A 23,937-nucleotide genomic window follows, 5' to 3' on the forward strand; every position below is an offset into this window, starting at 1 on the left:
GCTCAATGCCACGTCGCTCCACTACCACCCTGATCAAGGGCCTTAAAAAACTGCTTCACGTAGTGGCGCGTCCGGCCAAGTCAGAAAAGGTCCATGGCGGCAGGCTGATTCATACCTACCGGGGTTACGGCACGCATCGTGAAGTGTTCATGATGGGCCGGGTCTTTCGCCAGCCCGGCTTCAATCTGAATCTGCCCGAAGGCTCATGGCGGCGTGACCTGGCCGATATCGTGCGGCGGACCGTGCGCTGGGGCATCAAGTACATTGATGTACAGATCCAGCTGGGGGGAGAAACGGTCACGGTGACCACCGACCGGGACGGCTATTTCAACGCTCATATTCAGCTCAACACGCCCCTTCCGGGCGATCGAATCTGGCATGAGGCGCAGCTGCGAATCCTGTCGCCGAGCAAGGACCACAAGAGTTCTCGTGCCAATGTTGGTGCCGGGGGCGAGGCCGTCGCCGATATCTACATTCCACCGGCCGATATCGATTTTGCCGTCATCAGCGATATTGACGACACGGTGATGTACACCGGCGTGGCTAACAAACTGAAGATGATGTATCACCTCTTCATTGCCCGCGCCGAGCAGCGCATGGCCTTTCCCGGCGTGGCGGCCCTTTACCGGGGCTTTCACGTGGGCGATGGTGATCAGCACTGTCAGCGCCCGCTGTTGTATGTCTCCCGAGCGCCCTGGAGTATCTATGAGATGCTGGAGGCGTTTTTTCGCCTCAATCGCATTCCGGTCGGGCCAATTTTGTTCCTGCGCGAGTGGGGGCTGACCATTCAACACCCGCTGCCGCGCAAGGCAGAGGACCACAAGCGCGAGCTCATCGAGACCATGCTCGAACTTTATGACCCCCTGCCGTTTGTGTTGATCGGCGACAGCGGCCAGCATGATCCTGAAGTTTACACCGACATCGTACGGGCCTATCCCGGACGCATCCGAACGGTCTATATTCGCGATGTCAGCAACGATGCTGATCGTCAGCAGGCCATTGAGGCGCTCTCTGCCCAGATCAACAAGGAGCAGAACAACGAATGTTCGCTGGTACTGGCCTCTGACAGCCTGACCATGGCCGAACATGCCCACGAGCAGGGCTACATTTCCAGTGATGCGCTTGAACGCGTGCGCGAATCCCAGTAATGCTCGGCGTCAGTGCCTGCGCGACAGTCGAAGACAAAGGTTATTGGCCGGCATCTCGATGATCTCGGCCAGTGTCAGGCCGGCGTCCTGTGCTGCCGGCAATACCTCATCCTCCAGATCCCGAACGCCCCAGCGATGATCGCGAGCCTGAAGACTCTGATGAAAGGCGGCGTTACTCTCGGCCTGGTGGACCCCGTGACGGCTGAAGGGGCCATACAGCAGCAGCCATCCCTCTGATGTCAGATACCGTGCCGCTCCTGCCATCAGGTCCAGCGTGGCCTGCCACGGCGCGATATGGATCATGTTGAAACAGAGCATGGCATCGATACTGCCCGCTTTTAGCGGCCATGGCTGTTGCGCCACCTCCAGGGCCAGGGGGGAATGCAGCCGAACCCTGGGCATTTCACGACGCAGAACTTCACGCCAGGCGGCAATCGAGGCCAGCGCTGCAGGATGTGCGTCGCTGGGAATGAATTCGTGCTCTGGCATCTCGCGGGCAAAGTGCACAATGTGTTCGCCGCTGCCGCTGGCAATTTCCAGTATGCGCGCTCCCTTGCCAAGACGCGGCCGGAGAACGTCCAGCAGTGGCGCCTTGTTGCGCTGTGCGGCCGGACTGTACTGTCGAGCGTCATCCGGCATAGTGCTCAGATCATCCATGGTGGTCATGTTTTCTCCTGTTTATCGCGGTCACGGACCGGGTATCCGACCACAGTCGTCTGGGCTGAATTTGAACTACCAGCCATACTTGCCCTGTCACGTCGGTTTTCTGCTATGTTAGAACGCTTTTTTGAATGGACTCAGTGAGGCGAAGCATCATGACAGTCAATATCCCTGCCAACGAACAAGAGCTTCTCGCCATGCCGGCTGAGGACTATATGAACGAAGCGCAGCTGGCGTATTTTCGCCAGCTGCTGCTCAACGAACGCAAGGAAGTCGAAACCACGCTTGAAGAAATGCGCGGCAGTATCGGCATGGCTGAAAGCAGCGGAGATGACAGCGACCGCGCCGCCAGTGAAGAGGAACTGCGTTATACCCTGCGTCAGGCCGATCGCGAAACGCGTCTGTGGCGCAAGATCAACGCAACCCTCGATCTCATTGATGAAGGAGAGTACGGCTTCTGTGAAGAAACCGGCGAGCCTATCGGGCTCAAGCGCCTGCTGCTGCGCCCGACTGCCACGCTTTCCATCGAGGCCAAGCAGCGTCAGGAGCAGCAGGAAAACCATTACGCCCGCCGCCGCTGAAAGATGTCTTCAATGTCGGGTGTTCCTGCCGACCCTGTTTAAAAATCGCCCCATCCCGGGGCGATTTTTTTATATCCCTTCTCTGTTTTCCCTGGGCGCTGCCCCTTCTCAAAACATGGCCAGACCATTCTAAAAGCTGAAAAACGAGGCGTAGCAATACCAGAAAGTTAATGATAATGAGGTTTTGAGCCATTAAGTGAAAAGTACGCGTCGTATCACCCGATCTGCACATATACATTTCTAATGTAAGCGTTATCATCCTGTAAAAGAACAATGCAAAGGCATCGGTACAGGGCCATCATGACAGTCTTTAGTCTGTATTTTTAATGCAGGTAGGTCTGCAAAAGCCTGGTTAATGACGATATGCACGGATGAAACGCTGCTTCTTGAGCCTTTGATGCTGACGCCGTGCAGGCATGATGGCCGTCTCATATCGGACCCCCGTTGACGAGACGCGCCGACTCATGCTGCCCGAGGTAGCTGGAAGTGGCCTTTATTCTGGCAAGGGCAGGGAGCCTGAAAAATGCCGAAAGGCATGATGGTACTAGTATCGCTGGCCATGTTGCTGCTTCTGAGCGGCCAGTCGGCGTATGCCCAGGAATCGGTGGTATTGATCGCCAATCCGTCAACGCCGCCTGGCAGCATGACCCGGGAAACCGTGCGTGCCATTTTTGCCATGCGCCAGCGCACCCTGCCCAATGGCGAGGCGGCACATGTCTTTGTGCTGCCCGACAAGCATCCCTTGCACGAGCGCTTTACCAAGGAAATTCTTGGCGTTTACCCCCATCAACTACGCCTTTCCTGGGACCGAATGGTCTTTTCCGGCACGGGACAGGCGCCCAATGAAGTCGGTTCGGTTGAAGAGATGAGACAACGTGTGGCCAGTACACCAGGCGGGCTGGGCTATCTGGATAAAGGAGCCGTGGATGATAGCGTCAGCGTTTTATCGGTGGAGTAATCACGTCTGCCGCTATGTACATGGTGCCGCGCTGGGCATCGGAGCGCTGATCGCTGGAACGGCACCGGCGCATGCCGATGTTCTTGATACCGTTCAGGTGCACGGCTTTCTGAGTCAGGCGCTGATTGTCAGCCGGCATAACGATTTCTTTGGCCCCAGCAGCCAGGATGGCGGCAGCCTTCAATACACGGAAGTTGGCGTGAATGCGTCGATGCGTCCGACCAACAATCTGCTTGTGTCTGCTCAGGTTCTAAGTCGGCGAGCAGGTGATGATAATAGCCATTATGAGCCCAAACTGGATTACGGGTTACTGGATTATCAGTTCATTACGGGTAATAAGCGTGTAGCCGGTGTGCAGATCGGGAAGTTGAAACAGCCCTTTGGCATTTACAACCAGACGCGCGATGTTGCCTTCACAAGGCCCAGCATACTTCTACCTCAATCAATATATTTTGATCGTACCCGCGCGCCGGCCCTGTCGTCAGAGGGAATTTCCGTTTACGAGGAAGAGCATTTGCATTCCGGCATTCTTCATTTTCAGGCAGGCGTCGGCAAGGCCAATACCGATCGTAACGTCAAGGAAACCATCTGGGGATCGCGAGTTCCGGCCTCGATCGATGGTGCCTTGTCTTCGATTGGTCAGGTTGCCTATGAGCATGGTTCAGGCGGCATCGTGGCCGCCCTGACCGTGGCAGAGGCCAATATAGATATTGATGGGCCGCCTGGTGCTCCTGACCGGTATTCCTTTCAGCCAATTATCATGTCGCTTCAATACAACCATGGTTATTGGAGTATCACTGGTGAATATGCGCTAAGGCGTCAGTCTTTTGAAGGCGGTGCTTCTGACCAGAGTATTACTGGAGAAAGCTGGTACCTTCAATATTCCCAGCGTTTTCTTGAAGACTGGCAGTGGCTATTGAGATATGACTCCCTCGTTAATGATCGAGCCGATCCAAAGGGAAAGAAGTTTGAATCTGATGGCAGAGGAGTCGACCACTCACAGTTTGCCAAGGACTGGACTCTGGGGCTGCAATGGAATGCCACGTCCGATTTGTTACTTTCGACCGAATATCATCATGTCGATGGCACAGGCTGGCTACCCAGAAATCAGGACGAATCAGACAGGTATTGGGATATGCTTCTTTTTCAGGCTTCATGGCGCTTTTAAAAGTCGTTATTCATGAAGGCGTATTTAACTGCCACGGACATTCTGAGAGAGTCATATGAATTTCAGTCTAAAGTGGCGCGCCATTATATTGACCAGCCTGGTAATGGTCGGCCTGGCAGGTACCTTTACGTTATTTAGCTACCAAAATCTTTCGGAACAGTTTACATCTGCACAAAGAGCCAGCTATAGCAAACGCATCGAAGACATCAATATGGCTCTCGATCGTTCTTTCAACGATCTTCAAAAGATTGCCAGCATTGTTGCCTCATCCAATAACCTTGGACAGGCCCTGAAAAGCAAAAACTATTCCTTCGTTGATCAAACACTGCATTCTCAGTGGCCAACGCTTCAAATCGAAGTGGGAATTGAAAGCCTTTCCGTTCTGAATATGGAAGGCAAAAGCGTTTCTACCTTTGGCAATCCGCAGGAAGGCATCCCAGGTGATTCAATGAGGGAGTGGGAGCAAAATGTCATCCTTGATGAAATGCCTGCCAAAACCCTGATTTGTACAGATGTCTGCCGTCAGTATATTGCTGTGCCGGTCCTTGAAGACGGCGAAAGCGTCGGTATTGTGGTGGTTACAAGTTCAATGATTGATGTCATCTTGTATACCAACAAGAGTTCGGGGGGAGATGTCGCTCTTTTAATTAATGGCGGAGAAGCTGGAAGTCGTTCACATTATTTGCCTGCCTGGAAAAGCTCTATTATCGCTCTTACGAACGAAAAAAAGGAGTTGCCGCTTATTAGAAAGGCGGCTCGTTCAAACTCTCTTGAATCAATGACATCACGATCTGTTCGTCTGGATCTCGATCATGGGAACTACGAAATATTCGCCATGCCGCTTGAAAGTTTTCAGAGCAGTGGTGATGTTAGTCATCTTTTGTTGATATCCGACATTACCCCTCAGGTAAAAGGCATTGTGAGGAATACGAGAAACACTTTTGTTATTGCAGTGTTGGGCTGGCTGGTGGCTGAAATATTTATTTTTATGATCCTCTGGAAACCCATGGCTAGACTCAGACACTTGTCAGGTGTTTTACCTTCTCTCGCGCTTGGCGAATTTGATCGCGTCAGACGCAAGACGAAAGTAAAGGATAAAAAATGGAAAGACGAAATAGATGTTTTGGACAAGGCCGCTTTTGACCTTGCCGGTCAGCTGGAACATCTCGAAGACAAGGTGTCCGTACGTGACCAGGAGTTATCGGAACGCTTAAGAGAACTTGCCCGTGAAAAGGACTTTATCGGCGGACTTCTTGATAATGCTCACGTGTTGATACTGACCCATGACAGGCATGGAAATATTACGTTGGTCAACCGTCACGCTCAGGAAGTAATGGGTAAGCAACGTACGCTAAAAGGGGCATCCTTTGAGCAGATTTTCAATCTGAGAATGCGTTCTGCAATACGGCTATCGGGCGGGACCCGACAGCAGGAAAGCACAATAAGGACCCACGGCGGTGCAGATATTAGCGTTGCTTGGGTTCATGCTCCGTTGGAGCCCGATGCCAATGAAGCCACTTTTATTTCGGTCGGGCTTGATATTACGGCTCGCAAGCAGGCCGAAAAGAGACTGGCCTGGCTTGCCAATCGTGATCCTCTTACAGAGCTCTATAATCGCCGCTTTTTTGAAAACAAGTTAAAAAGCGTTATGGAGGACAAGAAAAATAAAGGGGGCGTACTTTATCTCGATCTTGACCAGTTCAAGGATGTTAACGAACTGGGAGGTCATCATTCCGGTGATCAACTGTTAAAGCTTGTCGCTCAGGCATTGATTGAAGAAGTCGGTGACAAGGATGTTGTGGCACGTCAGGGGGGGGACGAGTTCTCGATATTGCTTGAAAACGCCAGTGTAGATGACGCATGTCATATGGCCTCCCGAGTGTCCCGCAAGCTCGAAAATATTGTTTTTTATGAAAACGGTCGTCGCCATCGTGCCATGGCAAGCATTGGCGTGGCGCTTTATCCGGCGCATGGCACCGATCATGTGAAGCTTATGGCCAATGCTGATTTCGCAATGTACAAGGCCAAGGAGGCGAGCGGCAATAAGTGGTATCTGATTCCCGATGAATACGATACCAGTGAACTACAGGAGCGTGTTTATTGGCAGGACGAAATACGTCGGGCGTTGAGCGAAAAGCGATTTGAGCTTGCGGTACAGCCTATCGCAAGTGTCGAAATGAACACCATACAGCACTATGAAGTATTGCTTCGTATGCGAGATGAACATGGAAAACTTGCCATGCCCGGCCTTTTTATACCTGCTGCTGAAAGAAGTGGCCTTATTGTCGAAATCGATAGATGGGTCTTGAATGAAAGTCTCGATTTACTGAAAAAACTACAGGATCAGTCTGTCAATCTTGCTGTCAATATCTCCGGAACAACGCTTCAGGATGAGAGCTTTAGAGCTTTCGTGGAACAGGCATTGAGTTCCAGAAGTCTTGATCCGGCTCGTCTTATTCTGGAAGTAACTGAAACTGCTGCTGTTACCGACTTTTCGACTGCCAATAATCTTTTGAAAGGGGTTCAGGCGCTGGGTTGTAAAATTGCGCTGGATGATTTTGGTGTTGGATTCAGCAGTTTTCATTATCTTGGGCAAATGCCGAGCGACTACATCAAGATAGATGGCTCGTTTGTCAGCACCATGCTCGAATCACAGGAAAATCGGTTAGTCGTGAAGGCCATTGCTGATGTGGCAAAAGGATTTGGGAAGAAAGTGATTGCCGAGTTTGTTAGTGATCCTTTGATCCTTGAATCATTAAAAGGGCTAAATGTTGATTATGCACAAGGATATTATATTGGACTACCTGTCAGACCCGAAGAAGCATTTAGTATGTTAAAAGAATCGAGAGACGCATGAACAGAGAAAGTTTTTCGAGTGATTACAATGTCATTTTTGCCGTAAGTGAAGAAGAGAAAAAAAGAGTTTATTCGTTAAGACATGCTGTTTATTGCGAAGAACTGGGTTTTGAGCCCGTCAATATAAGAGAAGGCATTGAAAAGGACGACTTCGACGAAAGATCGCTGCATTGCCTGATCGAAAGAAAGGATACTCAACAGGCCGTTGGCTGTGTCAGGCTTGTCCTGCCTTCTGGAGATAAAAATTCGGTCTTTTATCAAATGCCGCTTGAGAAAAAGTTTGCAGCCCTGCTTGAAGATAACGAACAACATCCGAATCTTTTAAAAAGACAGGAAGTTTGTGAAATATCCAGAGTAGCCATACTAAGTGATATCAGGCGAATCAGTAGTGCAAGGTCCCATGCAAGTGATGTTGCCGAGGCCATTAAAACGGCGTCGCTTTTAAAAGCAGGTCTGTTTTTATCTGTTCTGGCGTTGGGCAAAATATCCCGACGTCGATATGGTTTTGCGATGATGGAACCGTCTTTGGCAAGACTTCTATCATACTCGGGCTTCAAGTTTTCGAGAGTCAGTCAATATCTGGACTTTAACGGTAAAAGAGCTATTTATTATAGCGACTGGCAAGAAGCAGTGGGAAAACTGCATCCTGAAATGTATGAATTGTACGAGTATATTGTTGAGTGCTTTAGCCTCAATATTGCCAATCATACCCGGGATATTGCAGAGATCGCCGAATGGTAAAATGCCTGAGCCTGCCAGCCGGCGATCGATGAAACCCTAGCGCGTCAGAAAAAGATCCTTGTACTGATGTGGCTGCGAGCGCAGATACTGATTGGGCGCTGCCACCTGGGCACCCAGTGCCGCAGCGGCATGCCACGGCCAGCGCGGGTTGTACAGCATGGTACGGGCCAGCGCGATGGCGTCGGCATCTCCTGTCGCCACAATGGCTTCTGCCTGTTCCGGTTCGGTAATCATTCCTACCGCGATCGTTGGCATATCCACGACTTCACCGATGGCGCGCGCCAGCGGCACCTGATAGCTCGGGCCTACCGGAATCTGCTGTTTTGAGGTCAGCCCGCCGCTTGATACATGGATAAAGCTGCAGCCTCTGGCATCAAGCTCGCGTGCCAGTGCCTGGCTCTCCTCGACACTCCAGCCGCCGTCTGCCCAGTCCGTGGCAGATATACGAACGCCGACCGGTCGTTCCTGCGGGAAGACCTCGCGAACGGCATCAAAGACCTCAAGCGTCAGACGCATGCGATTTTCTAGGCTGCCGCCGTATTCATCGCTGCGCTGGTTGGACAGCGGTGACAGAAACTGATGCAGCAAATAGCCGTGAGCGGCGTGAATCTCGATGGCTTCAATGCCCAGCCGCGCCGAGCGCTCGGCGGCGCGCTTGAACTGTTCGCGGAGATCACGAATCTCTTCGATGGAAAGTGCGTGTGGGGCGTTCTCCTCTTCGCTGTAGGCCATCTGTGAAGGGGCAACGGTCTGCCAGCCTTGCGACGCATCGGGCGCCAGTTGCGCACCGCCTTCCCAAGGAACATGGGTGGAGGCCTTGCGCCCGGCATGGCCAAGCTGGATGCCCAGCGGCATGTCTGAATGCGCCCGTACGGCGTCGAGCGTTTTTTTCAGAGCCTGTTCGTTGTCATCGTTCCAGAGTCCAAGATCATCCGGTGTGATGCGTCCTTCCGGCGAGACGGCCGTGGCTTCCAGAATCAGAAGGCCGGCTCCAGACAGCGCCAGATGCCCCAGGTGGATGGTGTGCCAGTCCGTGGCATTGCCATCGCGCGCCGAGTACTGACACATCGGTGCAATCACGATGCGATTGGAAAGCTCAAGCTGGCCGAACTTCAGGGGTTCAAAAAGACGGGGGGAGGGCATTGAAATACTCCTTGGGAGAAAGGTTCAGCAGAGGGCCGGAAGTCTGACACAGGCCAATTTTATTAGCACGCTATCAAAAAAGATAAGGGGCATCGAAAATTTTTTGCCTCTGTCAGGAACTCTTTTGCATGGGGTGACTCAAAGTCAGTGTTCCCTTGAATGATCCCTTGCAAGAAATATTCTTGTCGCCTGCCATCCCCTGGCAGGCTTTTTTTTGTCTGTTTTCTGCCTGGTGCCATGAGCCCGCTCTGTCATGAGCGCGTGGGCGTACACTCTGTTGTGGTCCAATCCCTGACCGTTGCACCATCTAATCGTCGTGCTATCCGATCGTCGTACTGTGTGATCGTTGTACTCTGTGATCGTCGTACTACGGGAGCTTCCTTCATGATTCAATCCGCGCTGCTGGCCGATATCTCGCCCATTGCGCACGCCTTCGGTCACCGCCAGAGCCTGACGCCCGAGGTGCTGTGTGATTTTGAATCGGCGCGGCCGCAAAAGCAGCAGGTGCATGGCACGCGCATTGTCACCGTTGATCAGCCGGCGCAGGCGTGTGGCCATGCTGACGGGTTTTTAACCGACCGGCCCGGTATTCCCGTCTCGATTGTGACGGCAGACTGCCTGCCGATTTTATTCGCCCACCGCAGCGGGACCTGTATCGGTGCCCTGCATGCCGGCTGGCGCGGTTTGCTGGACGGTATTATCGAGGCGATGCTGGCGCGCATTCAGGCGCAGCCCCGAGGCAACCTGTCCGAGTGGTTGGCCGTCGTGGGGCCGGCGGCCGGCGCGCATGCCTACGAAGTCAGTGAGACATTGATCGAGCAGTTCAGGGCGTCTCTACCGATACCGGCAGAGATCATGTCTCCTCTGCCACGCCATCTGGCGCTGGGGGCCATCGCCTGTCACAAGCTTGCCGCGGCAGGGGTGGGAGAGATCGAGCATATCGATCAGTGCACGATCACGACGCTGGTCGACGGCAGTACCGGGCCGCTGGACGGTTCTGATCCGGACGCCTATCGGTTCCAGAGCCATCGACGCCATACGCTGACCCATCCTGACCCTGAGCAGCGCCCCAGGCTGCCCAATCAGCATTCCGGGCTCATCATTTTGCCCTGAGACACGTTGCATCAGGTTTCAGTGTTTCACGTGAAACCATGAAGGCGCGCTTAAAACGATGAACCGGGTGTGGTCAGAAAGGCAATTTCTTCGGGGGTACTGGTCCGGCCGAGAATATCGTTGCGATGCGGGTAGCGGCCAAAGCGCTCAAGAATCATCAGATGGCGGTGTTCTACTTCGAGGTGGCGTTCAAGTCCGGGCTGGCCGAAAAGTTGCGCGGCCTCCCGGTGGATGTGCAGGGATTCACTGTGCATCCAGGGCATGTAGAGGAAGGGACGTTGTGTCAGGGACAGGCGCTGGTCGCAGCCCTTGCGAACCGCTCCCTGGGCCAGCACCAGCGCCTGCGAATCATGGGAGAAGGCGCGCGGGTCATGGCGATAGACATTGCGAGAAAACTGGTCGATCACGATGATCTCGGCCAGGCGACCGCGATCGCTGTGACGCCAGTGAGACAGTTCGCCCTGACGCGCTGCCGCCAGCAGCGCACCAAAGCGTGTGGCAATGGTGCTGTCCAGAGCCTCATCGCGTCGAAACCATTGCCCGGGCGTCAGTTCCTCAAACCAGAATGCGAGAACCTCATCGCTGTCATGACGATGTGTCATGGTCCGAATGCCCCCTGCCGGTGGTCAGTGGCTGACCCGTGGCCAGTGACATCATGAAGCGCTTGACCGGCCCCATGCGGTCGGCCCCTCTTAGCCCTCTTTCTGCCAGCGTGCGCAAGGGGGCAAACGGCAGGGTGAAAAGGTGATGCAGCTGCTCGACGCCGGTCAGCATGGCAGCATTACGCGGCCATTGGCGACGCTGGTAGCGGCTCAGCGCCTGGTCGTTGCCCGGATCACTTTCATGCTCAAGGGCTTCGGCCAGCGAGACCACATCGGCCAGTCCCAGATTGATGCCCTGACCGGCCATCGGATGGATCACATGTGCTGCATCGCCAATCAGCACAACGCGTTTGCCCGCGTATCTCTGAGCATGCAGCCGGCGGATCGGGAAACGCCCGCGCTCGATGATGGTGTCGATCTGCCCAAGACGCGTCGGGAACGCCTCGATGATGGCCGCGCGCAGCGTGTCATCACTCATGCTCATGCGCTTGTGAATCTGTCCCGGGCGGTCATACCAGATGAGCGACGCCTGTCGGTCATGCAAGGGCAGCAGGGCGACCGGGCCGCTGGGCGTAAAGATCTGCCAGGTGGTATGACCGGGTGAGCCGGTCAAACGCACATTGATGATCATGGCCTCCTGGGCGTAATCGCGCTGCTGGCTACTGATGCCGGCCAGATGGCGGACCTGAGAGCGTGCGCCGTCGGCGCCGATGATCAGATGGGTGTGAAGCGCCCGCCCGTCATCGAGCAGGCCATCCACATGGTCGTCATTATGATGAAATGACGACAGGCGCGCGTCACTGATCAGGGTGACCTGCGTCAGCGAAGCCAGGGTCTGCCACAGCGCTGCACGCAGGCGATCGTTTTCGACAAAGACCCCAAAGCGTGCCAGATCGATGTCCTCGGCGCTGAAACTCAACGCATCCGGCGCGTTGCGGCTGCCGGCTTCCAGCCGATTGAAATCGGTCAGAAAGCGCGCCGGCAGATGCGCCATGACGCCGGCATCTTCCAGCAGGGTCAATGCGGCACTGTTGAGCGAGGTGGTACGAAGCTGCAACGTCTCATCAGGCATTTCGGGGGTGCGGTCACCGTCGAGTACCGTGATGGTAAAGGCGGTGCGCTTCGCCAGTCGGGCGGCCATGGCCAGTCCTGCAATGCCGCCGCCGACAATGACGATGTCGGATGTGATCGTGCTGGTGTCTGTCATGGTTACGCCACCCGTGTGAACAATGCCGTGTAAAAGGAAGAGATCAGTATAAACGACGCCTGCCGACCTCGCGTGGACCGTGCGCGTCGGTGCCGCAGGCCGTTACCGATGGCCATTATTGACGGCCATTACCGACGAGGCGCGGTCAGGGTCAGGTCATCGGAGAGCAGACGGTTGGCAAAGTCGAGCAGTGACTCGGTAATCACGACATCGTCGGGGCGGTCGAGCTGATCCAGATCCCCCCGGGTGATTTCTCCCTTGCCGGTCAGCACCAGCGCCGTTTTGCACCCCGCGGCCTGGCCGGCCTGCAAATCGCGCAGGCTGTCACCCACCATCCAGGCGTCATCAAGACACTCAAGCCGGCACAGGTCACGAATCTGGTACAAGAGCCCGGGTTTGGGCTTGCGGGTATCGCTGTCATCGTCCGGGCCGTGAGGGGAGTGCACCACATGCGTAATGTGCCCGCCGGCGGCCTCGACTTCATCATGCATCTTGTCATGCATGGCCTTAAGCGTGTCTTCCGTGAAGTAGCCCCGGGCGATGCCGGACTGATTGGTGGCCACCGCCAGCGTCCAGCCCGCCTGATGCAGGCGGGCAATGGCTTCCAGTGCCTGGGGGAAGGACAGCCATTGCTCGGGGCTTTTGATGAACTCGATGGAATCCTCGTTAATCACGCCATCCCGGTCGAGAATAATCAGTCCTGCACTCATGTCGGCGCTCTCTGCAGTGGTCCCCGAAATCGGGTTTTGAGGTGAAATGACGCCAGGTCCCGATGCTGCGTTCACAGTCGGTTTCTGGACGCCCTGCCATGACTACATTACATTGAATCAAATTCTTTTTTCGGAGTTCACCATGAAAAAGCCTGTATCAATGCTCGGCGCGGCGCTCATTACGGCGAGCCTGGTGGCTGCACCGATGGCCATGGCAGGAAGCCAGAGCGCCTCGCAGGGCCAGCAGCAGGCACCGGCGCAGATGCAACAGCCCCAGCCTGTTGAGCCTGGTACCCTTTCCAAGCAGTACAAGGATGACGAGCTGCGCTCGTTTCTGGACGTCAATCGCGACATGATTCCGGTCATCAAGGGCCTTTCCAGCAAGGACGTGAAAGACCAGCAGCAGGCGCAGTCGATGATGCAGGAGTTCCAGAGCAAGACGGAAGACTCCCTCAAGCAGCATGACCTGTCCGTTCAGCAGTATCAGCAGATCGGCACCGACGCCTCACGCGATAAAGCGCTGGAAAAGCGTCTGATCAATATGGACCCCGAGCTCTACAAGCAGCTTCAGTCCATGCAGTCGCAGGCACAGCAGCAGCCGGCAAAGTAATGCCGGGCGCCGAGGCGGCCAATACCGCCTTGGTTGCATTGGAAAATAAAAAGCCGGCCCGCCATTTGGCGGGCCGGCTTTTTTTGAGCCTGGCCCCGGCTTTTTTCAAGCCTGAATCAGATCATGACGAGATCACACCGCCGTGCTGGTCTCATGTCGATGGCCGCGCCACCAGATCGCAAGCCCTACCAGACTTGTGAGCACTCCGAAGGCTGTGACCCCGGTCCAGCCGGTATGGCCGTAAAGCCAGGCCGACACCAGCGAGCCGGTGGCCCCGCCCAGAAAGTAGCTCACCATGTAGGCGGCATTGAGGCGGTTACGGGCGTCCGGGTCGATGCGATAGACCATGTTGAGATTGGTGATGTGCACCAGCTGCACGGCGATATCCAGCACCAGCACGCCAATGATGATGGCCGCCAGGGAGTGCTCGGCCCGAAACAGCGGCAGCCAGCCCAGCAGCAGCAGGACAAGCCCTGCGGTAGTGGTCAGTCGTGCCCGGCCTCGATCGACCTGGCGCCCGGCCCAGGGGGCGACCAGGGCACCGGCCGCGCCCAGAAGCCCCAGAAGGCCGATGGTGGCATCACTGAACTGCCAGGGTGGGTTTGACAGCAGAAAGGCGACCGGTGTCCAGAAGGCGGCAAACAGCATAAAGGTCAACGCGCCCAGCGCGGCGCGCAGGCGCAGTGCCGGATGCGTGGCCAGAAGTGTGCCCACCGAGCGAATCAATGCCGTATAGCCAAGCCCTGCATGGGTGCTGAGCCGGGGCAGGGCACGCCAGAGCAGCAGGGTGGTCACCAGCATCAGAACGGCGGCCACCATGTAGACCAGCCGCCAGTTGCCCAGTGTCGAAAGCGCTCCTGCGAAGGTGCGCGCCAGCAGGATGCCGATCAGAAGACCACTCATGACGGTGCCCACGGCGCGACCGCGCTGCTCTGGAGCGGCAAGCGTTGCCGCAAAGGGCACCAGCACCTGAGCGACCACCGAAAAAACGCCGGTAATGGCTGTGCCCAGCAGCAGTACGGCGAGATTGGTGGACAGTGCGCTGACCATCAGACCCGCAGTGGCCAGCAGCATCATGGTGACCACCAGCCGGCGCCGTTCGATCATGTCGCCCAGCGGTACCAACAGTAAAAGACCGGCGGCGTAGCCCAGCTGCGCGGTGGTCACAATAATGCCGGCCCCCGACCAGCTCAGATCGAGCTGTCGGGCAATGGTGTGCAAAAGGGGTTGGGCATAGTAGTTGCTGGCCACCGAGATGCCGGTGGCCACTGCCATCAAGAGCAGCAAGGGGGTGGGCAAACCCTTTGCGGTGTTATCCCGGGATGTCACGGCAAGCGCCTCTCTGGGTCAAGGCTGAACAGGAGTGGCGCAGTGTGAGCCGGTTTGAAGCCGGGCGCAAAAGAACAATAGGCGGCCGTGGGGCTATGACGGCCGGGCATGCTCGGGCAGCGAATAGCGCCGGCTTGAGCGGCCGGCCTTCACCACCTGGCCCGGCACCTCATGGCCCACCAGACCAGACAGGGTTGCCGATACGTCCAACAGGGCATCAAGATCCACTCCGGTATCGACGCCCATCTCCTCGAACATGTGAACCAGGTCCTCGGTGCAGACGTTGCCGCTGGCCCCGGGCGCGAACGGGCAGCCGCCCAGTCCGCCCAGTGCCGCGTCAAAGCGGATGACCCCGGCCTGCCAGGCCGAGAGGGCATTGGCAAGGCCCATGCCGCGAGTGTTGTGGACATGCAGGGTCAGCGCCAGCTCGGGCCAGCGGGTAAGGACCTGCTCACACAGTGCCCTGACCTGCATCGGGTTGGCCATGCCAGTGGTATCGCAAAGAGACACGCCGCCAATGCCCAGTGCCGTCAGCCGCTCTACAATGTCGATCACCCGTGAGGCGGGCACCTCGCCGTCAAACGGACAGCCAAAGGCGGTCGAGATCGAGGCATTGATGAACACCTCATGGCCACGCGCCTGCTCGATGATGGCGGGAAAGCGCTCAAGCGACTGCCAGGGCGTCATGCGCAGATTCGCCAGACCATGCCCGTCACTGGCCGACATGACCAGATTGAGTTCATCGGCACCGGCCGCCAGGGCCCGCTCGGCGCCGCGCTCGTTGGGCACCAGCGCGACGTAATCCACGTCTTCGTGGCGGGTAATCCCGGCCATCACCTCACCGGCATCGGCCAGACTGGGAATCGCCCTGGGCGAGGTAAACGAGGTGGCCTCGATTTTCGTCACACCCGTGTGGGAGAGGGCATCGATCAGCGCAATTTTTTCAAGCGTGGGCACGAAGCGTGCCTCGATCTGCAGGCCATCTCGCGGGGCGACTTCCTGAATATAAACGCGCTGACTCATGTCACTCTCCTTGCTTGTGCTGTGGCACTGACTGCTCGGTGTCATACAGCACGCCACGCTCGAACAGCGCCTGCTGGGTGTCGGCATCGATGCCCAGCTCGTTTAGCACATCACGCGTATGCTGGCCCAGCCGCGGGCCGCCGCCCTCGATGCGCCCCGGCGTGCGGCTGAGTTTGGGCATCACGCCCGGCACCTTCAGCTGACGACCTTCGGCGGTAATGATGGTCTGGATCATCTCACGGGCCTGATAGTGCGGGTCATTGACGATATCGCGTGCGGTATAGGGAAAGCCCACCGGCACGCCGACAGCGTCCAGCGTGCTCAGCACGTGCTCGCGATCATGGCGTGATGTCCAGTCGGCAATGGCGCCATCAATGCGCTCGGCGTGGCGCGAGCGACCATCGTTATGCGCAAGCTCGGGGTCGTCAGCCAGATCAAAACGCTCAATGGCCTGCATCAGCCGTCGATAGATGCTGTCACCGTTACCGGCAATCAGGACATGCTCGCCCCCCAGGCACGGGTAGGCATTGGATGGCGTGATGCCGGGCAAGGCGCTGCCGCTGGGTTCACGGATCACATCGGCGCTATCGTATTCGGGAATCAGGCTTTCCATCATGGCAAATACCGATTCATACAGCGCAACATCAATGTACTGTCCCTGGCCGCTTTTGTGGCGCTCCTGCAGGGCCAAAAGCGCTCCGATCACGCCGTAGAGTGCCGACAGCGAATCGCCGAGGCTCACCCCCACACGCACCGAGCGCTCACCGGGATGCCCGGAGAGATAGCGCAGGCCGCCCATGGCTTCCCCGATCACGCCAAAACCGGGGCGGTCGCGGTAGGGCCCCGTCTGGCCGTAGCCGGAGATGCGCACCATGATCAGGCCCGGATTGGCAGCACTCAGTGCCTCCCAGCCCAGTCCCCACTTCTCGAGCGTGCCGGGGCGGAAGTTTTCCACCACGATATCGGCTTCAAGCGCCAGCCGGCGCACAATTTCCTGGCCCTCCTCGCTTCTCAGATCAAGAGAGAGCGAGCGCTTGTTGCGGGTCTGAATGTGCCACCACAGCGAGGTGCCTTCCTCGACAATACGCCAGCGCCGCAGCGGGTCACCGGTGCCGGGTGGCTCAACCTTGATCACATCGGCGCCGAATTCGCCGAGCAGCTTGGTGGCAAACGGGCCGGCAATCAGCTGGCCCAGCTCCAGTACCTTCAGACCAGTCAGGGCCTGGGGCTGTTCGGTAGTAGAGGTGGCATCATGGGCTGTCATGGGGTGTCCGCTCCCGGGCATGGTGATGACCGTGAGGATGGCCGAGCGGCCCTCGGCGTCACAATTGGGGTTTGACCAAGGCAGCGTTCGCAACCGACGAAGACAATGTTAGTCTGGTAAATATGGTCAGACTGTCAGGCCGACCGAGCGGAGCCCCCATGAAGCGTCTTGATTTTGTCACCCTGCGCCTTTTCGTGGCGATTGCCGACGAGCGCAGTCTGACCCGTGCGGCGCGCCGCGAGCATCTGGCACTGGCCGCGGTCAGCAAACGCATCAGTGATCTGGAAAACCAGATCGGCATTTCGCTGCTCTATCGCCGTCCGCGAGGGATCGAGCTGACGCCGGCAGGTCATGCCTTTTTGCATCACGCCCGCCTGATGCTTGAAGGGCTTGCGCGTCTTGACGCCGACATGAGCGAATACAGCGTCGGCATCAAGGGCCATATCCGCCTGCATGCCAACACCTCGTCGGTGATCGAGTTCCTGCCGGATGATCTGGGCGATTTCATGAACCGCTTCCCGCAGATCCGCATCGACATGAAGGAACGGCTGAGCCATGAAATCGTGACTGCCGTGCGTGACGGTCTGGCCGACATCGGCCTCTATGCCGGTCACGTGCCGGCCGAGGGACTGGATGCCCGGCTTTGGCGCTGCGACCGGCTGGTGCTGGTCGTGCCGCAGCAGCATCCGCTGGCGGAAATGCCGGCAGTGGCGCTTGAACAGGCGCTCGATAACGACTTTATCGGCCTTGAGCAGGACGCTTCGTTGCAGGCGCTGTTGCAGGACGGGGCACGCCGCTTTGATCGACCGTTGCGCATGCGCATTCAGGTACGAAGCTTTGAAGGCATCTGTCGCATGATCGATCGTGGCATGGGCATCGGCGTATTGCCCTGTCGGGCGGTCGAGGCCGAGCGCCTCGGGCTTCGTCTGGCCACGGTGCCCTTGATCGATGGCTGGGCCCTGCGCGAGCTGCACCTGGTCATGCGCGACTACCACGGCCTGGCGGTGCCTGCCCGCCAGCTGGTGGATCATCTGCTGCGCTGTGGCGAGCGTGACCGCCATGCCGAGTTATCGGCTCAGGCGTAGCCGAGCCTGCGACCAACGTCCTGGTGCTTCGTCACTGGCGAAGCCGCGCTTGTTCAATGATCAATATTCAGCCCTGGTGAGCGCTCGATAGAGTCCCTCCTGGACCCTGTCCGTCGCGCTCGCGACGGTATTACTGCCCGGGAGATCGTTTCATGAAACCCAGAATGTCCGAGCCCGTTCGAAAGCGCCGTGTCTGGATCGGCTTTGTCGTGCTCTTTGTGCTCATCAACCCCTGGTACTTTGCCAGTGACGCCGGCTCGACGCTGGTGCTGGGCATTCCGGTGTGGGCGCTGACCGTTCTGGGGGCATCACTTCTGCTGTCAATCTTCATCACCTGGACGATCAAAACCCAGTGGCAGACCGACAGTGACGAGCTCTACGGCGGTTGAAAGGAAGGCGGCTGTGGAACAGAGGGCGGCAAGGGAAAAGAGAGCGGCAATCAACACAGCAGCGGCGCCCGCCGTGACGAGGAGGCGTAATCATGGAAGTTGAACTGGCGTTCAGCGGCTGGTCGGGTATCTTCGTGCTCGCCCTTTACGGCGCCCTGATGCTGGGGGTGGGCGTGTTTGCCTATCTGCGCAATCGGGGCATGCGTGAAAGCCTGGATGAGTATTACCTGGGCGGGCGCGGCCTTGGGGTGATGGTGCTCTTTTTCACCTTCTTTGCTACCCAGTACAGCGGCAATACCGTCATCGGTTATCCGCCGACGGCGTATCGCATGGGCTATCAGTATCTGGTCTCGGTGCCGTTTTTCATCATGATCATCATGGTGTATCTCTTCTTCGCGCCACGCCTTTATGCGCTGGGACGGCGCTTTTCACTGCTCACGCCGGTGGACTGGATCGAGCTGCGCTTTCGCTCCAAAAGTGTCTCGATTCTGGCGGCCATTTTGATGCTCTATGGCTTGGCCAACTATCTGCTCGAGCAGTTCGTGGCGATCGGGCAGGGCGTGTCGGGCCTGACCGGCGGCACCATTCCCTATCAGGTCGGCGTGATCTTTTTCATTGTCATCATGGTGGCCTACAGCTGGCTGGGCGGCATGCGCTCGGTGGCCTATACCGACACCATTCAGGGCATCGCGCTGCTGTTTGGGGTGTTCACGCTGCTGATCGGCTCGCTGTACTACTTTGGCGGTCTGCCGTCGGCGGCGGCGTACATGCAGGCCAATGCACCCGAGAAGCTCAACCCGCCTGACGCGGCAGGCCTGACCCGCTGGTTCAGCCTGCTGGTGCTGGTGGGCATCGGTGCCGCGATCTATCCACACGCCGTGCAGCGCATCTTCTCGGCCAAAAGCGAGGCCACGCTCAAGCGCTCGTTTATTCGCATGGCCTACATGCCGTTTCTGACGGCAGGCGTGGTATTCATGGTCGGCATCATTGGCATCGCGGCCTTCCCGGGGCTCTCCACGGCGAACTCCGAGCAGCTGGTCGGCATCATGGCCAATGCGCTGGCTAACCAGAACACGTTCTTTTACTGGGCGATGGTGCTGCTGTTTGGCGGCGTGATCGCTGCCATCGTGTCGACGGCCGACTCGGTGCTTTTGACGTTTTCCTCGATCATTTCCAACGATCTGTACGGGCGCTATATCAAGCCCGATGCCAGTGAGTATCAAAAGGTGCTGGCCGGCAAGCTGGTGGGGCTGGCGGCGGTGGCCATTCTGATCGTGATTGCCTGGTATCCGCCGGCCACGCTCTACCAGATTTTCGTGCTCAAGTTCGAGGTGCTCATCCAGGTCGCACCGGCGCTGATTCTGGGCCTTTACTGGACCCGCCTGAACGCCCGCGCCGTGTTTATCGGCATGCTGGCCGGTGCCGTCATGGCCGGTGTGTTCACTTTCATGGGCTATCGACCGCTGGGCATCTACAGCGGGCTCTGGGGCCTTGTGCTCAATACCGGTATCTGTGTGGTCGGCACGCTTTTAGCGGGTGCCGGCACAGCAGAGCGCGAGCATGCTCGCGAGGTGATCGGCTTTCGATACGGTTAAAAGAGACCGACGGCATTAAAAAAACGGGCAGGCCGGTAATCACCGGTCTGCCCGTTTGATGTTTCATGTGAAACATCCCTGCCTGATGACTCAGGCTCAGTTCAGCGTTTTTTCCAGTACCGCAAAGCGCAGATCATCACGCTTTGGCGTGCCAAAGCGCGCGTCACCGTAGGGGAAGGGCTGATACTCGCCGGTGCGGTGATAGCCGCGGCGCTCATACCAGGCGATCAATTCCAGACGCACATCGATCACCGTCATGCGCAGTCGTTCAAGGCCCAGTTCTTCATGGGTCATTCGTTCGGCCTCAGCCAGCATGGCCTGACCGATGCCATGGCCCTGCAGCCAGGGACGTACGGCAAACATGCCGAAATAGCCGGCATTGCCATCGCGCGCCACGTGAGCACAGGCGACCATTTCGTGGGTACTGTCCCCCGGGCGCTCGGCGATGATGACATGGCTGTCAGGACGCTCGATGTCGGCGCGCAGCACTGCCGGTGCGATCCGTTCGCCATCGAGCAGGTCGGCTTCGGTGGTCCAGCCGCTGCGGCTGGACTCGCCCCGATAGGCTGACGTCACAAGACTTGTCAGCGCCGCCACATCGTCAGAGGTGGCCCGGCGAAACCGGATGGTGCTGCTCATGACTGGCCCAGCAGGGCAATATCGGCAACCGCCAGGAAAAGTCCCTGAAGACCGGCCAGCAGGGCCAGACGATTGCGCCTGAGCGCCTCGTCATCACTCATCACCATGACCTGATCAAAAAACGCATCCACCGGCGCCTTGAGCTCGGCCAGTGCATCCAGCGCACTGGCATAGTCGCGCTGGGCGATCAGCGGTGCGGTCTCCTCACGCTTTCTCGATATGGCTTCAAACAGTGCCTTCTCGGCCGGTTCGGCAAGATGCGCTGCATCGGCTTCGGCCGGCACATCGCCTGACTGCTTGGCCAGGATATTGGCGACACGCTTGTTGGCCGCGGCCAGCGCCTGAGCCTCCTCACGATGGGTGAAGGCGTGTACCGCGCGCAGACGACGCTCGAAATCGAACGGATGGGTGACGGGGCGGGCACGCACCGCCAGATAGGTTTCGGCGCTCATGCCGGCTTCCAGCGCCCAGGCACGGAAGCGGTCGAGCATGTAGTCCTGCACCTCATCGACCAGTGCCGTCACGTCAGTGATGCTGTCGTGCTGGCCGGCGGCCACGGTGAGAAGCTCGCGCAGGTCGAGATCCAGCTCGGCCCCCACCATGATGCTGAGCACGCCGATGGCGGCGCGACGCAGGGCAAAGGGGTCGCGCGTACCGGTCGGGCGCTGACCGATGGCGAAGATCCCGGTCAGGGTATCCAGACGGTCGGCAATAGCCAGTGCCTGCCCGGTCGGTGCCGAAGGAATCTCGTCACCGGCAAAGCGGGGAAGGTACTGCTGATAGATGGCGCTGGCGACGGCCTCGTTTTCGCCATCAAAGCGCGCGTAGTAGGCGCCCATGATGCCCTGAAGCTCCGGGAACTCGAGGACCATCTCGGTGACCAGATCGCACTTGGCAAGCCGGGCCGCCCGGGCGGCCTGATCGCCGCTGCCGCCCAGGCTGTCGGCGATGGTGCGTGACAGTACTTCCACGCGCGCACTCTTGTCGGCCAGCGTTCCCAGCTTTTGCTGAAAGACCACGCTTTCAAGCGATTTGATGCGCGCGGCCAGCGGGCTTTTGCGATCGGTTTCGAAGAAAAACGCGGCATCGGCCAGGCGCGGGCGAATGACGCGCTCGTTACCCTCAATCACCTGACGCGGGTCGCGGCTTTCGATGTTGCTGACGGTGATAAATGCCGGGATCAGGTTGTCCTGCTCATCGAGCAGGTGGAAGTACTTCTGGTTGGCCTTCATCGACGAGATCAGACATTCGGCCGGCACTTCGAGAAAGCGCTCGTCAAAGCGTCCGGTCAGTGCCACCGGCCACTCAACAAGCCCGGTCACCTCATCAAGCAGGGTGCCCTCGATCACGGCGGTCGCGCCAAGCGTTCGCGCCTGTTCGCGCACCTGTTCGACGATCAGGCTGCGACGCCTGACCATGTCGACGATGACGTACCCGGGCGTTTCAAGCTTTTCGACATACTCGTCGGCATGGGAAAGCTCGATGGGCTGGTTGTAATGAAAGCGGTGGCCGCGGGTCGTGCGACCCGACTTGAGCCCCAGCAGTTCACAGGGAACGACCTCATCACCATAGAGCATGACCAGCCAGTGGACCGGGCGCGAGAATTCCACTCGCGAAGCACCCCAGCGCATGCGCTTGGGCACCGGCAGGGCATCCACGGCACGACGCACGATCTCGGGCAGCAGCGCCGTGGTAGCCTCGCCCGGCTGGGTATAGCGATGGCCAAGGCGCTCGCCCTTGTCGGTATCAAGTCGCGAAAGCTGGCTGACGTCGAGACCCAGCGAGCCTGCAAACCCCTGGGCGGCCTTCGTCGGGTTGCCTTCCTTGTCAAACGCCGCCGCCACGGCCGGACCGAGACGCTCGATCTGCTGGTCGGGCTGATATTCGGCCAGGCGGGTGATGCTGACGGCCAGACGGCGCGGGGTGGCCAGCGGCAGCACTTCGCCGTACTGGACGCCGGCATCAGACAGGGCGTTTTTGACGCCGAGGGCCAGCGCGTCGACCAGCTCGGCCAGTGCGCCTGGCGGCAGCTCTTCGCAGCCCAGTTCGATCAGAAGCGTGCGCGTGGGTGCCGCAGCGTTGTTGGAGGCCATCGTGTTGTCAAAAGCCATCAGATCACTTCCTTCTGACCGAGAATTTCAGCGCGCACGTCAGGTGAGGCCAGCGGGAAGCCGGCCGCCTCGCGTGAGGCGTAATAGGCATGGGCCACGTCGCGGGCCAGAGTGCGCACGCGCAGGATATAGCGCTGACGCTCGGTCACCGAGATGGCGTGACGGGCATCGAGCAGGTTGAAGGTGTGCGAGGCCTTGAGCGTCTTTTCATATGCCGGCAGCGGCAGGTTGGCCTCCAGCAGCGCCTTGCAGTCGCGTTCAAAATGGTCGAAGTCGGCAAACAGCGTCGGCACGTCAGCGTGCTCGAAGTTGAAGATCGACTGCTCGCGCTCGTTTTGCAGATAGACGTCGCCATAGGTGATCGTCGAGCCGTCGGGGGCGCGGGTCCAGATCAGGTCGTAGACGCTGTCGACGTCCTGCAGGTACATGGCAATGCGCTCGAGCCCGTAGGTCAGCTCGCCCATGACCGGGTAACACTCGATGCCGCCGGCCTGCTGGAAGTAGGTGAACTGGGTCACTTCCATGCCGTTGAGCCAGATTTCCCAGCCCAGTCCCCAGGCGCCCAGCGTCGGCGATTCCCAGTTGTCCTCGACAAAGCGGATGTCGTGGATGAGCGGGTCGAGTCCGAGATGGGCCAGTGAGCCCAGATAGAGGTCCTGGAAGTTCTCCGGCGACGGCTTCATCACGACCTGAAACTGGTAGTAATGCTGCAGACGGTTGGGATTTTCCCCGTAGCGACCGTCGGTCGGACGGCGCGAAGGCTGCACATAGGCCGAGTTCCAGGACTCCGGGCCGATGGCGCGCAGGAAGGTCGCCGGGTGAAAGGTACCCGCGCCGACCTCCATATCCAGCGGCTGCATGATGACGCAACCCTGCTGCGCCCAGTACTGTTGCAGGGCCAGAATCAGGCCCTGAAAGGTTTTTACGTCTGGCGTCGACGCATTCGTGGATGAAACCGTCATCGGGGAACCACCGTTGGCCCATGAATTCAATAGCCCACAAGTA

Annotated in this window: 22 protein-coding genes; 11 read left to right on the forward strand and 11 right to left on the reverse strand. The window is 58.1% G+C overall.

Features of this window, described 5'->3' with window-relative positions:
• The first annotated feature begins 5 nt into the window (after positions 1-5).
• Positions 6-1,148: an App1 family protein phosphatidate phosphatase gene (locus KSP9073_RS02805; protein WP_108841423.1), complete on the forward strand. Its 1,143-nt coding sequence runs from the start codon at positions 6-8 to the stop codon at positions 1,146-1,148.
• Positions 1,149-1,157: 9 nt separating this feature from the next.
• Here the strand turns inward: KSP9073_RS02805 and KSP9073_RS02810 are convergent, their stop codons facing one another.
• Positions 1,158-1,814 (reverse strand): DUF938 domain-containing protein, encoded by a 657-nt coding sequence (locus KSP9073_RS02810; RefSeq protein WP_243409085.1) that lies wholly within the window; start codon positions 1,812-1,814, stop codon positions 1,158-1,160.
• A 149-nt stretch (positions 1,815-1,963) separates the two neighbouring features.
• Between KSP9073_RS02810 and dksA the strand changes: the two genes are divergently transcribed.
• From dksA to KSP9073_RS02835, 5 genes are all read left to right on the forward strand, one after another.
• Complete coding sequence (dksA, locus tag KSP9073_RS02815) at positions 1,964-2,389, forward strand: RNA polymerase-binding protein DksA (protein ID WP_108841424.1); 426 nt, start codon at positions 1,964-1,966, stop codon at positions 2,387-2,389.
• A gap of 523 nt (positions 2,390-2,912) precedes the next feature.
• Complete coding sequence (locus KSP9073_RS02820; protein WP_243409086.1) at positions 2,913-3,347, forward strand: type 2 periplasmic-binding domain-containing protein; 435 nt, start codon at positions 2,913-2,915, stop codon at positions 3,345-3,347.
• Positions 3,316-4,515 (forward strand): putative porin, encoded by a 1,200-nt coding sequence (locus KSP9073_RS02825; protein ID WP_243409087.1) that lies wholly within the window; start codon positions 3,316-3,318, stop codon positions 4,513-4,515. The genes KSP9073_RS02820 and KSP9073_RS02825 overlap by 32 nt, the downstream gene beginning before the upstream one ends.
• A 55-nt stretch (positions 4,516-4,570) precedes the next feature.
• Positions 4,571-7,372: a bifunctional diguanylate cyclase/phosphodiesterase gene (locus KSP9073_RS02830; protein WP_108841425.1), complete on the forward strand. Its 2,802-nt coding sequence runs from the start codon at positions 4,571-4,573 to the stop codon at positions 7,370-7,372.
• Positions 7,369-8,112 (forward strand): PEP-CTERM/exosortase system-associated acyltransferase, encoded by a 744-nt coding sequence (locus KSP9073_RS02835; RefSeq protein ID WP_108841426.1) that lies wholly within the window; start codon positions 7,369-7,371, stop codon positions 8,110-8,112. The genes KSP9073_RS02830 and KSP9073_RS02835 overlap by 4 nt, the downstream gene beginning before the upstream one ends.
• Positions 8,113-8,148: 36 nt before the next feature.
• On the opposite strand, the gene KSP9073_RS02840 is transcribed toward KSP9073_RS02835, so the two are convergent.
• Positions 8,149-9,255 carry an NADH:flavin oxidoreductase/NADH oxidase gene (locus KSP9073_RS02840; RefSeq protein WP_108841427.1) on the reverse strand — a complete coding sequence of 369 codons (1,107 nt, stop codon included), beginning with the start codon at positions 9,253-9,255 and terminating at the stop codon, positions 8,149-8,151.
• 384 nt (positions 9,256-9,639) lie between these two features.
• On the opposite strand from KSP9073_RS02840, the gene KSP9073_RS02845 reads away from it, so the two are divergent.
• A complete protein-coding gene (locus KSP9073_RS02845) occupies positions 9,640-10,368 on the forward strand; it encodes a purine nucleoside phosphorylase YfiH/LACC1 family protein (protein WP_165814130.1) in 729 nt (242 codons plus the stop codon).
• A 50-nt stretch (positions 10,369-10,418) separates the two neighbouring features.
• Here the strand turns inward: KSP9073_RS02845 and KSP9073_RS02850 are convergent, their stop codons facing one another.
• The 3 genes from KSP9073_RS02850 to gmhB form a co-directional block, all read right to left on the reverse strand.
• A complete protein-coding gene (locus KSP9073_RS02850; protein WP_108841429.1) occupies positions 10,419-10,970 on the reverse strand; it encodes a DUF924 family protein in 552 nt (183 codons plus the stop codon).
• A complete protein-coding gene (locus KSP9073_RS02855) occupies positions 10,954-12,177 on the reverse strand; it encodes an FAD-dependent monooxygenase (RefSeq protein ID WP_108841430.1) in 1,224 nt (407 codons plus the stop codon). The genes KSP9073_RS02850 and KSP9073_RS02855 overlap by 17 nt, the downstream gene beginning before the upstream one ends.
• Positions 12,178-12,305: 128 nt before the next feature.
• Complete coding sequence (gmhB, locus tag KSP9073_RS02860) at positions 12,306-12,887, reverse strand: D-glycero-beta-D-manno-heptose 1,7-bisphosphate 7-phosphatase (protein ID WP_108841431.1); 582 nt, start codon at positions 12,885-12,887, stop codon at positions 12,306-12,308.
• Positions 12,888-13,029: 142 nt separating this feature from the next.
• On the opposite strand from gmhB, the gene KSP9073_RS02865 reads away from it, so the two are divergent.
• Entirely contained in the window at positions 13,030-13,497 is a 468-nt protein-coding gene (locus tag KSP9073_RS02865; protein ID WP_165814131.1) for a DUF4168 domain-containing protein, read from the forward strand.
• Between the two features lie 132 nt (positions 13,498-13,629).
• Here KSP9073_RS02865 and KSP9073_RS02870 read toward each other — a convergent pair whose 3' ends face one another.
• From KSP9073_RS02870 to KSP9073_RS02880, 3 genes are all read right to left on the reverse strand, one after another.
• Entirely contained in the window at positions 13,630-14,826 is a 1,197-nt protein-coding gene (locus tag KSP9073_RS02870) for an MFS transporter (protein WP_243409088.1), read from the reverse strand.
• A 93-nt stretch (positions 14,827-14,919) separates the two neighbouring features.
• Positions 14,920-15,849, reverse strand: coding sequence for a hydroxymethylglutaryl-CoA lyase (locus tag KSP9073_RS02875; RefSeq protein WP_108841434.1), 930 nt, complete (start codon positions 15,847-15,849; stop codon positions 14,920-14,922).
• 1 nt (position 15,850) lies between these two features.
• Entirely contained in the window at positions 15,851-17,113 is a 1,263-nt protein-coding gene (locus KSP9073_RS02880; protein WP_108841435.1) for a CaiB/BaiF CoA transferase family protein, read from the reverse strand.
• Between the two features lie 158 nt (positions 17,114-17,271).
• Here KSP9073_RS02880 and KSP9073_RS02885 point away from each other — a divergent pair, with 158 nt between their 5' ends.
• From KSP9073_RS02885 to KSP9073_RS02895, 3 genes are all read left to right on the forward strand, one after another.
• Positions 17,272-18,198: a LysR family transcriptional regulator gene (locus KSP9073_RS02885; protein ID WP_108841436.1), complete on the forward strand. Its 927-nt coding sequence runs from the start codon at positions 17,272-17,274 to the stop codon at positions 18,196-18,198.
• A 152-nt stretch (positions 18,199-18,350) separates the two neighbouring features.
• Complete coding sequence (locus KSP9073_RS02890; protein WP_243409089.1) at positions 18,351-18,587, forward strand: hypothetical protein; 237 nt, start codon at positions 18,351-18,353, stop codon at positions 18,585-18,587.
• Between the two features lie 92 nt (positions 18,588-18,679).
• Positions 18,680-20,182 (forward strand): sodium:solute symporter family protein, encoded by a 1,503-nt coding sequence (locus tag KSP9073_RS02895; protein WP_108841438.1) that lies wholly within the window; start codon positions 18,680-18,682, stop codon positions 20,180-20,182.
• A 96-nt stretch (positions 20,183-20,278) separates the two neighbouring features.
• On the opposite strand, the gene KSP9073_RS02900 is transcribed toward KSP9073_RS02895, so the two are convergent.
• From KSP9073_RS02900 to glyQ, 3 genes are read right to left on the reverse strand one after another with little or no spacing between them, the layout of a single operon-like run.
• Positions 20,279-20,821 (reverse strand): GNAT family N-acetyltransferase, encoded by a 543-nt coding sequence (locus KSP9073_RS02900; RefSeq protein ID WP_108841439.1) that lies wholly within the window; start codon positions 20,819-20,821, stop codon positions 20,279-20,281.
• Entirely contained in the window at positions 20,818-22,932 is a 2,115-nt protein-coding gene (gene glyS / locus KSP9073_RS02905) for a glycine--tRNA ligase subunit beta (protein WP_243409090.1), read from the reverse strand. The genes KSP9073_RS02900 and glyS overlap by 4 nt, the downstream gene beginning before the upstream one ends.
• A complete protein-coding gene (glyQ, locus tag KSP9073_RS02910) occupies positions 22,932-23,894 on the reverse strand; it encodes a glycine--tRNA ligase subunit alpha (protein WP_108841440.1) in 963 nt (320 codons plus the stop codon). The genes glyS and glyQ overlap by 1 nt, the downstream gene beginning before the upstream one ends.
• Positions 23,895-23,937: the final 43 nt, after the last annotated feature.

The sequence above is a fragment of the Kushneria phyllosphaerae genome (assembly GCF_900312995.1).
Taxonomy (GTDB): Bacteria; Pseudomonadota; Gammaproteobacteria; order Pseudomonadales; family Halomonadaceae; genus Kushneria; species Kushneria phyllosphaerae.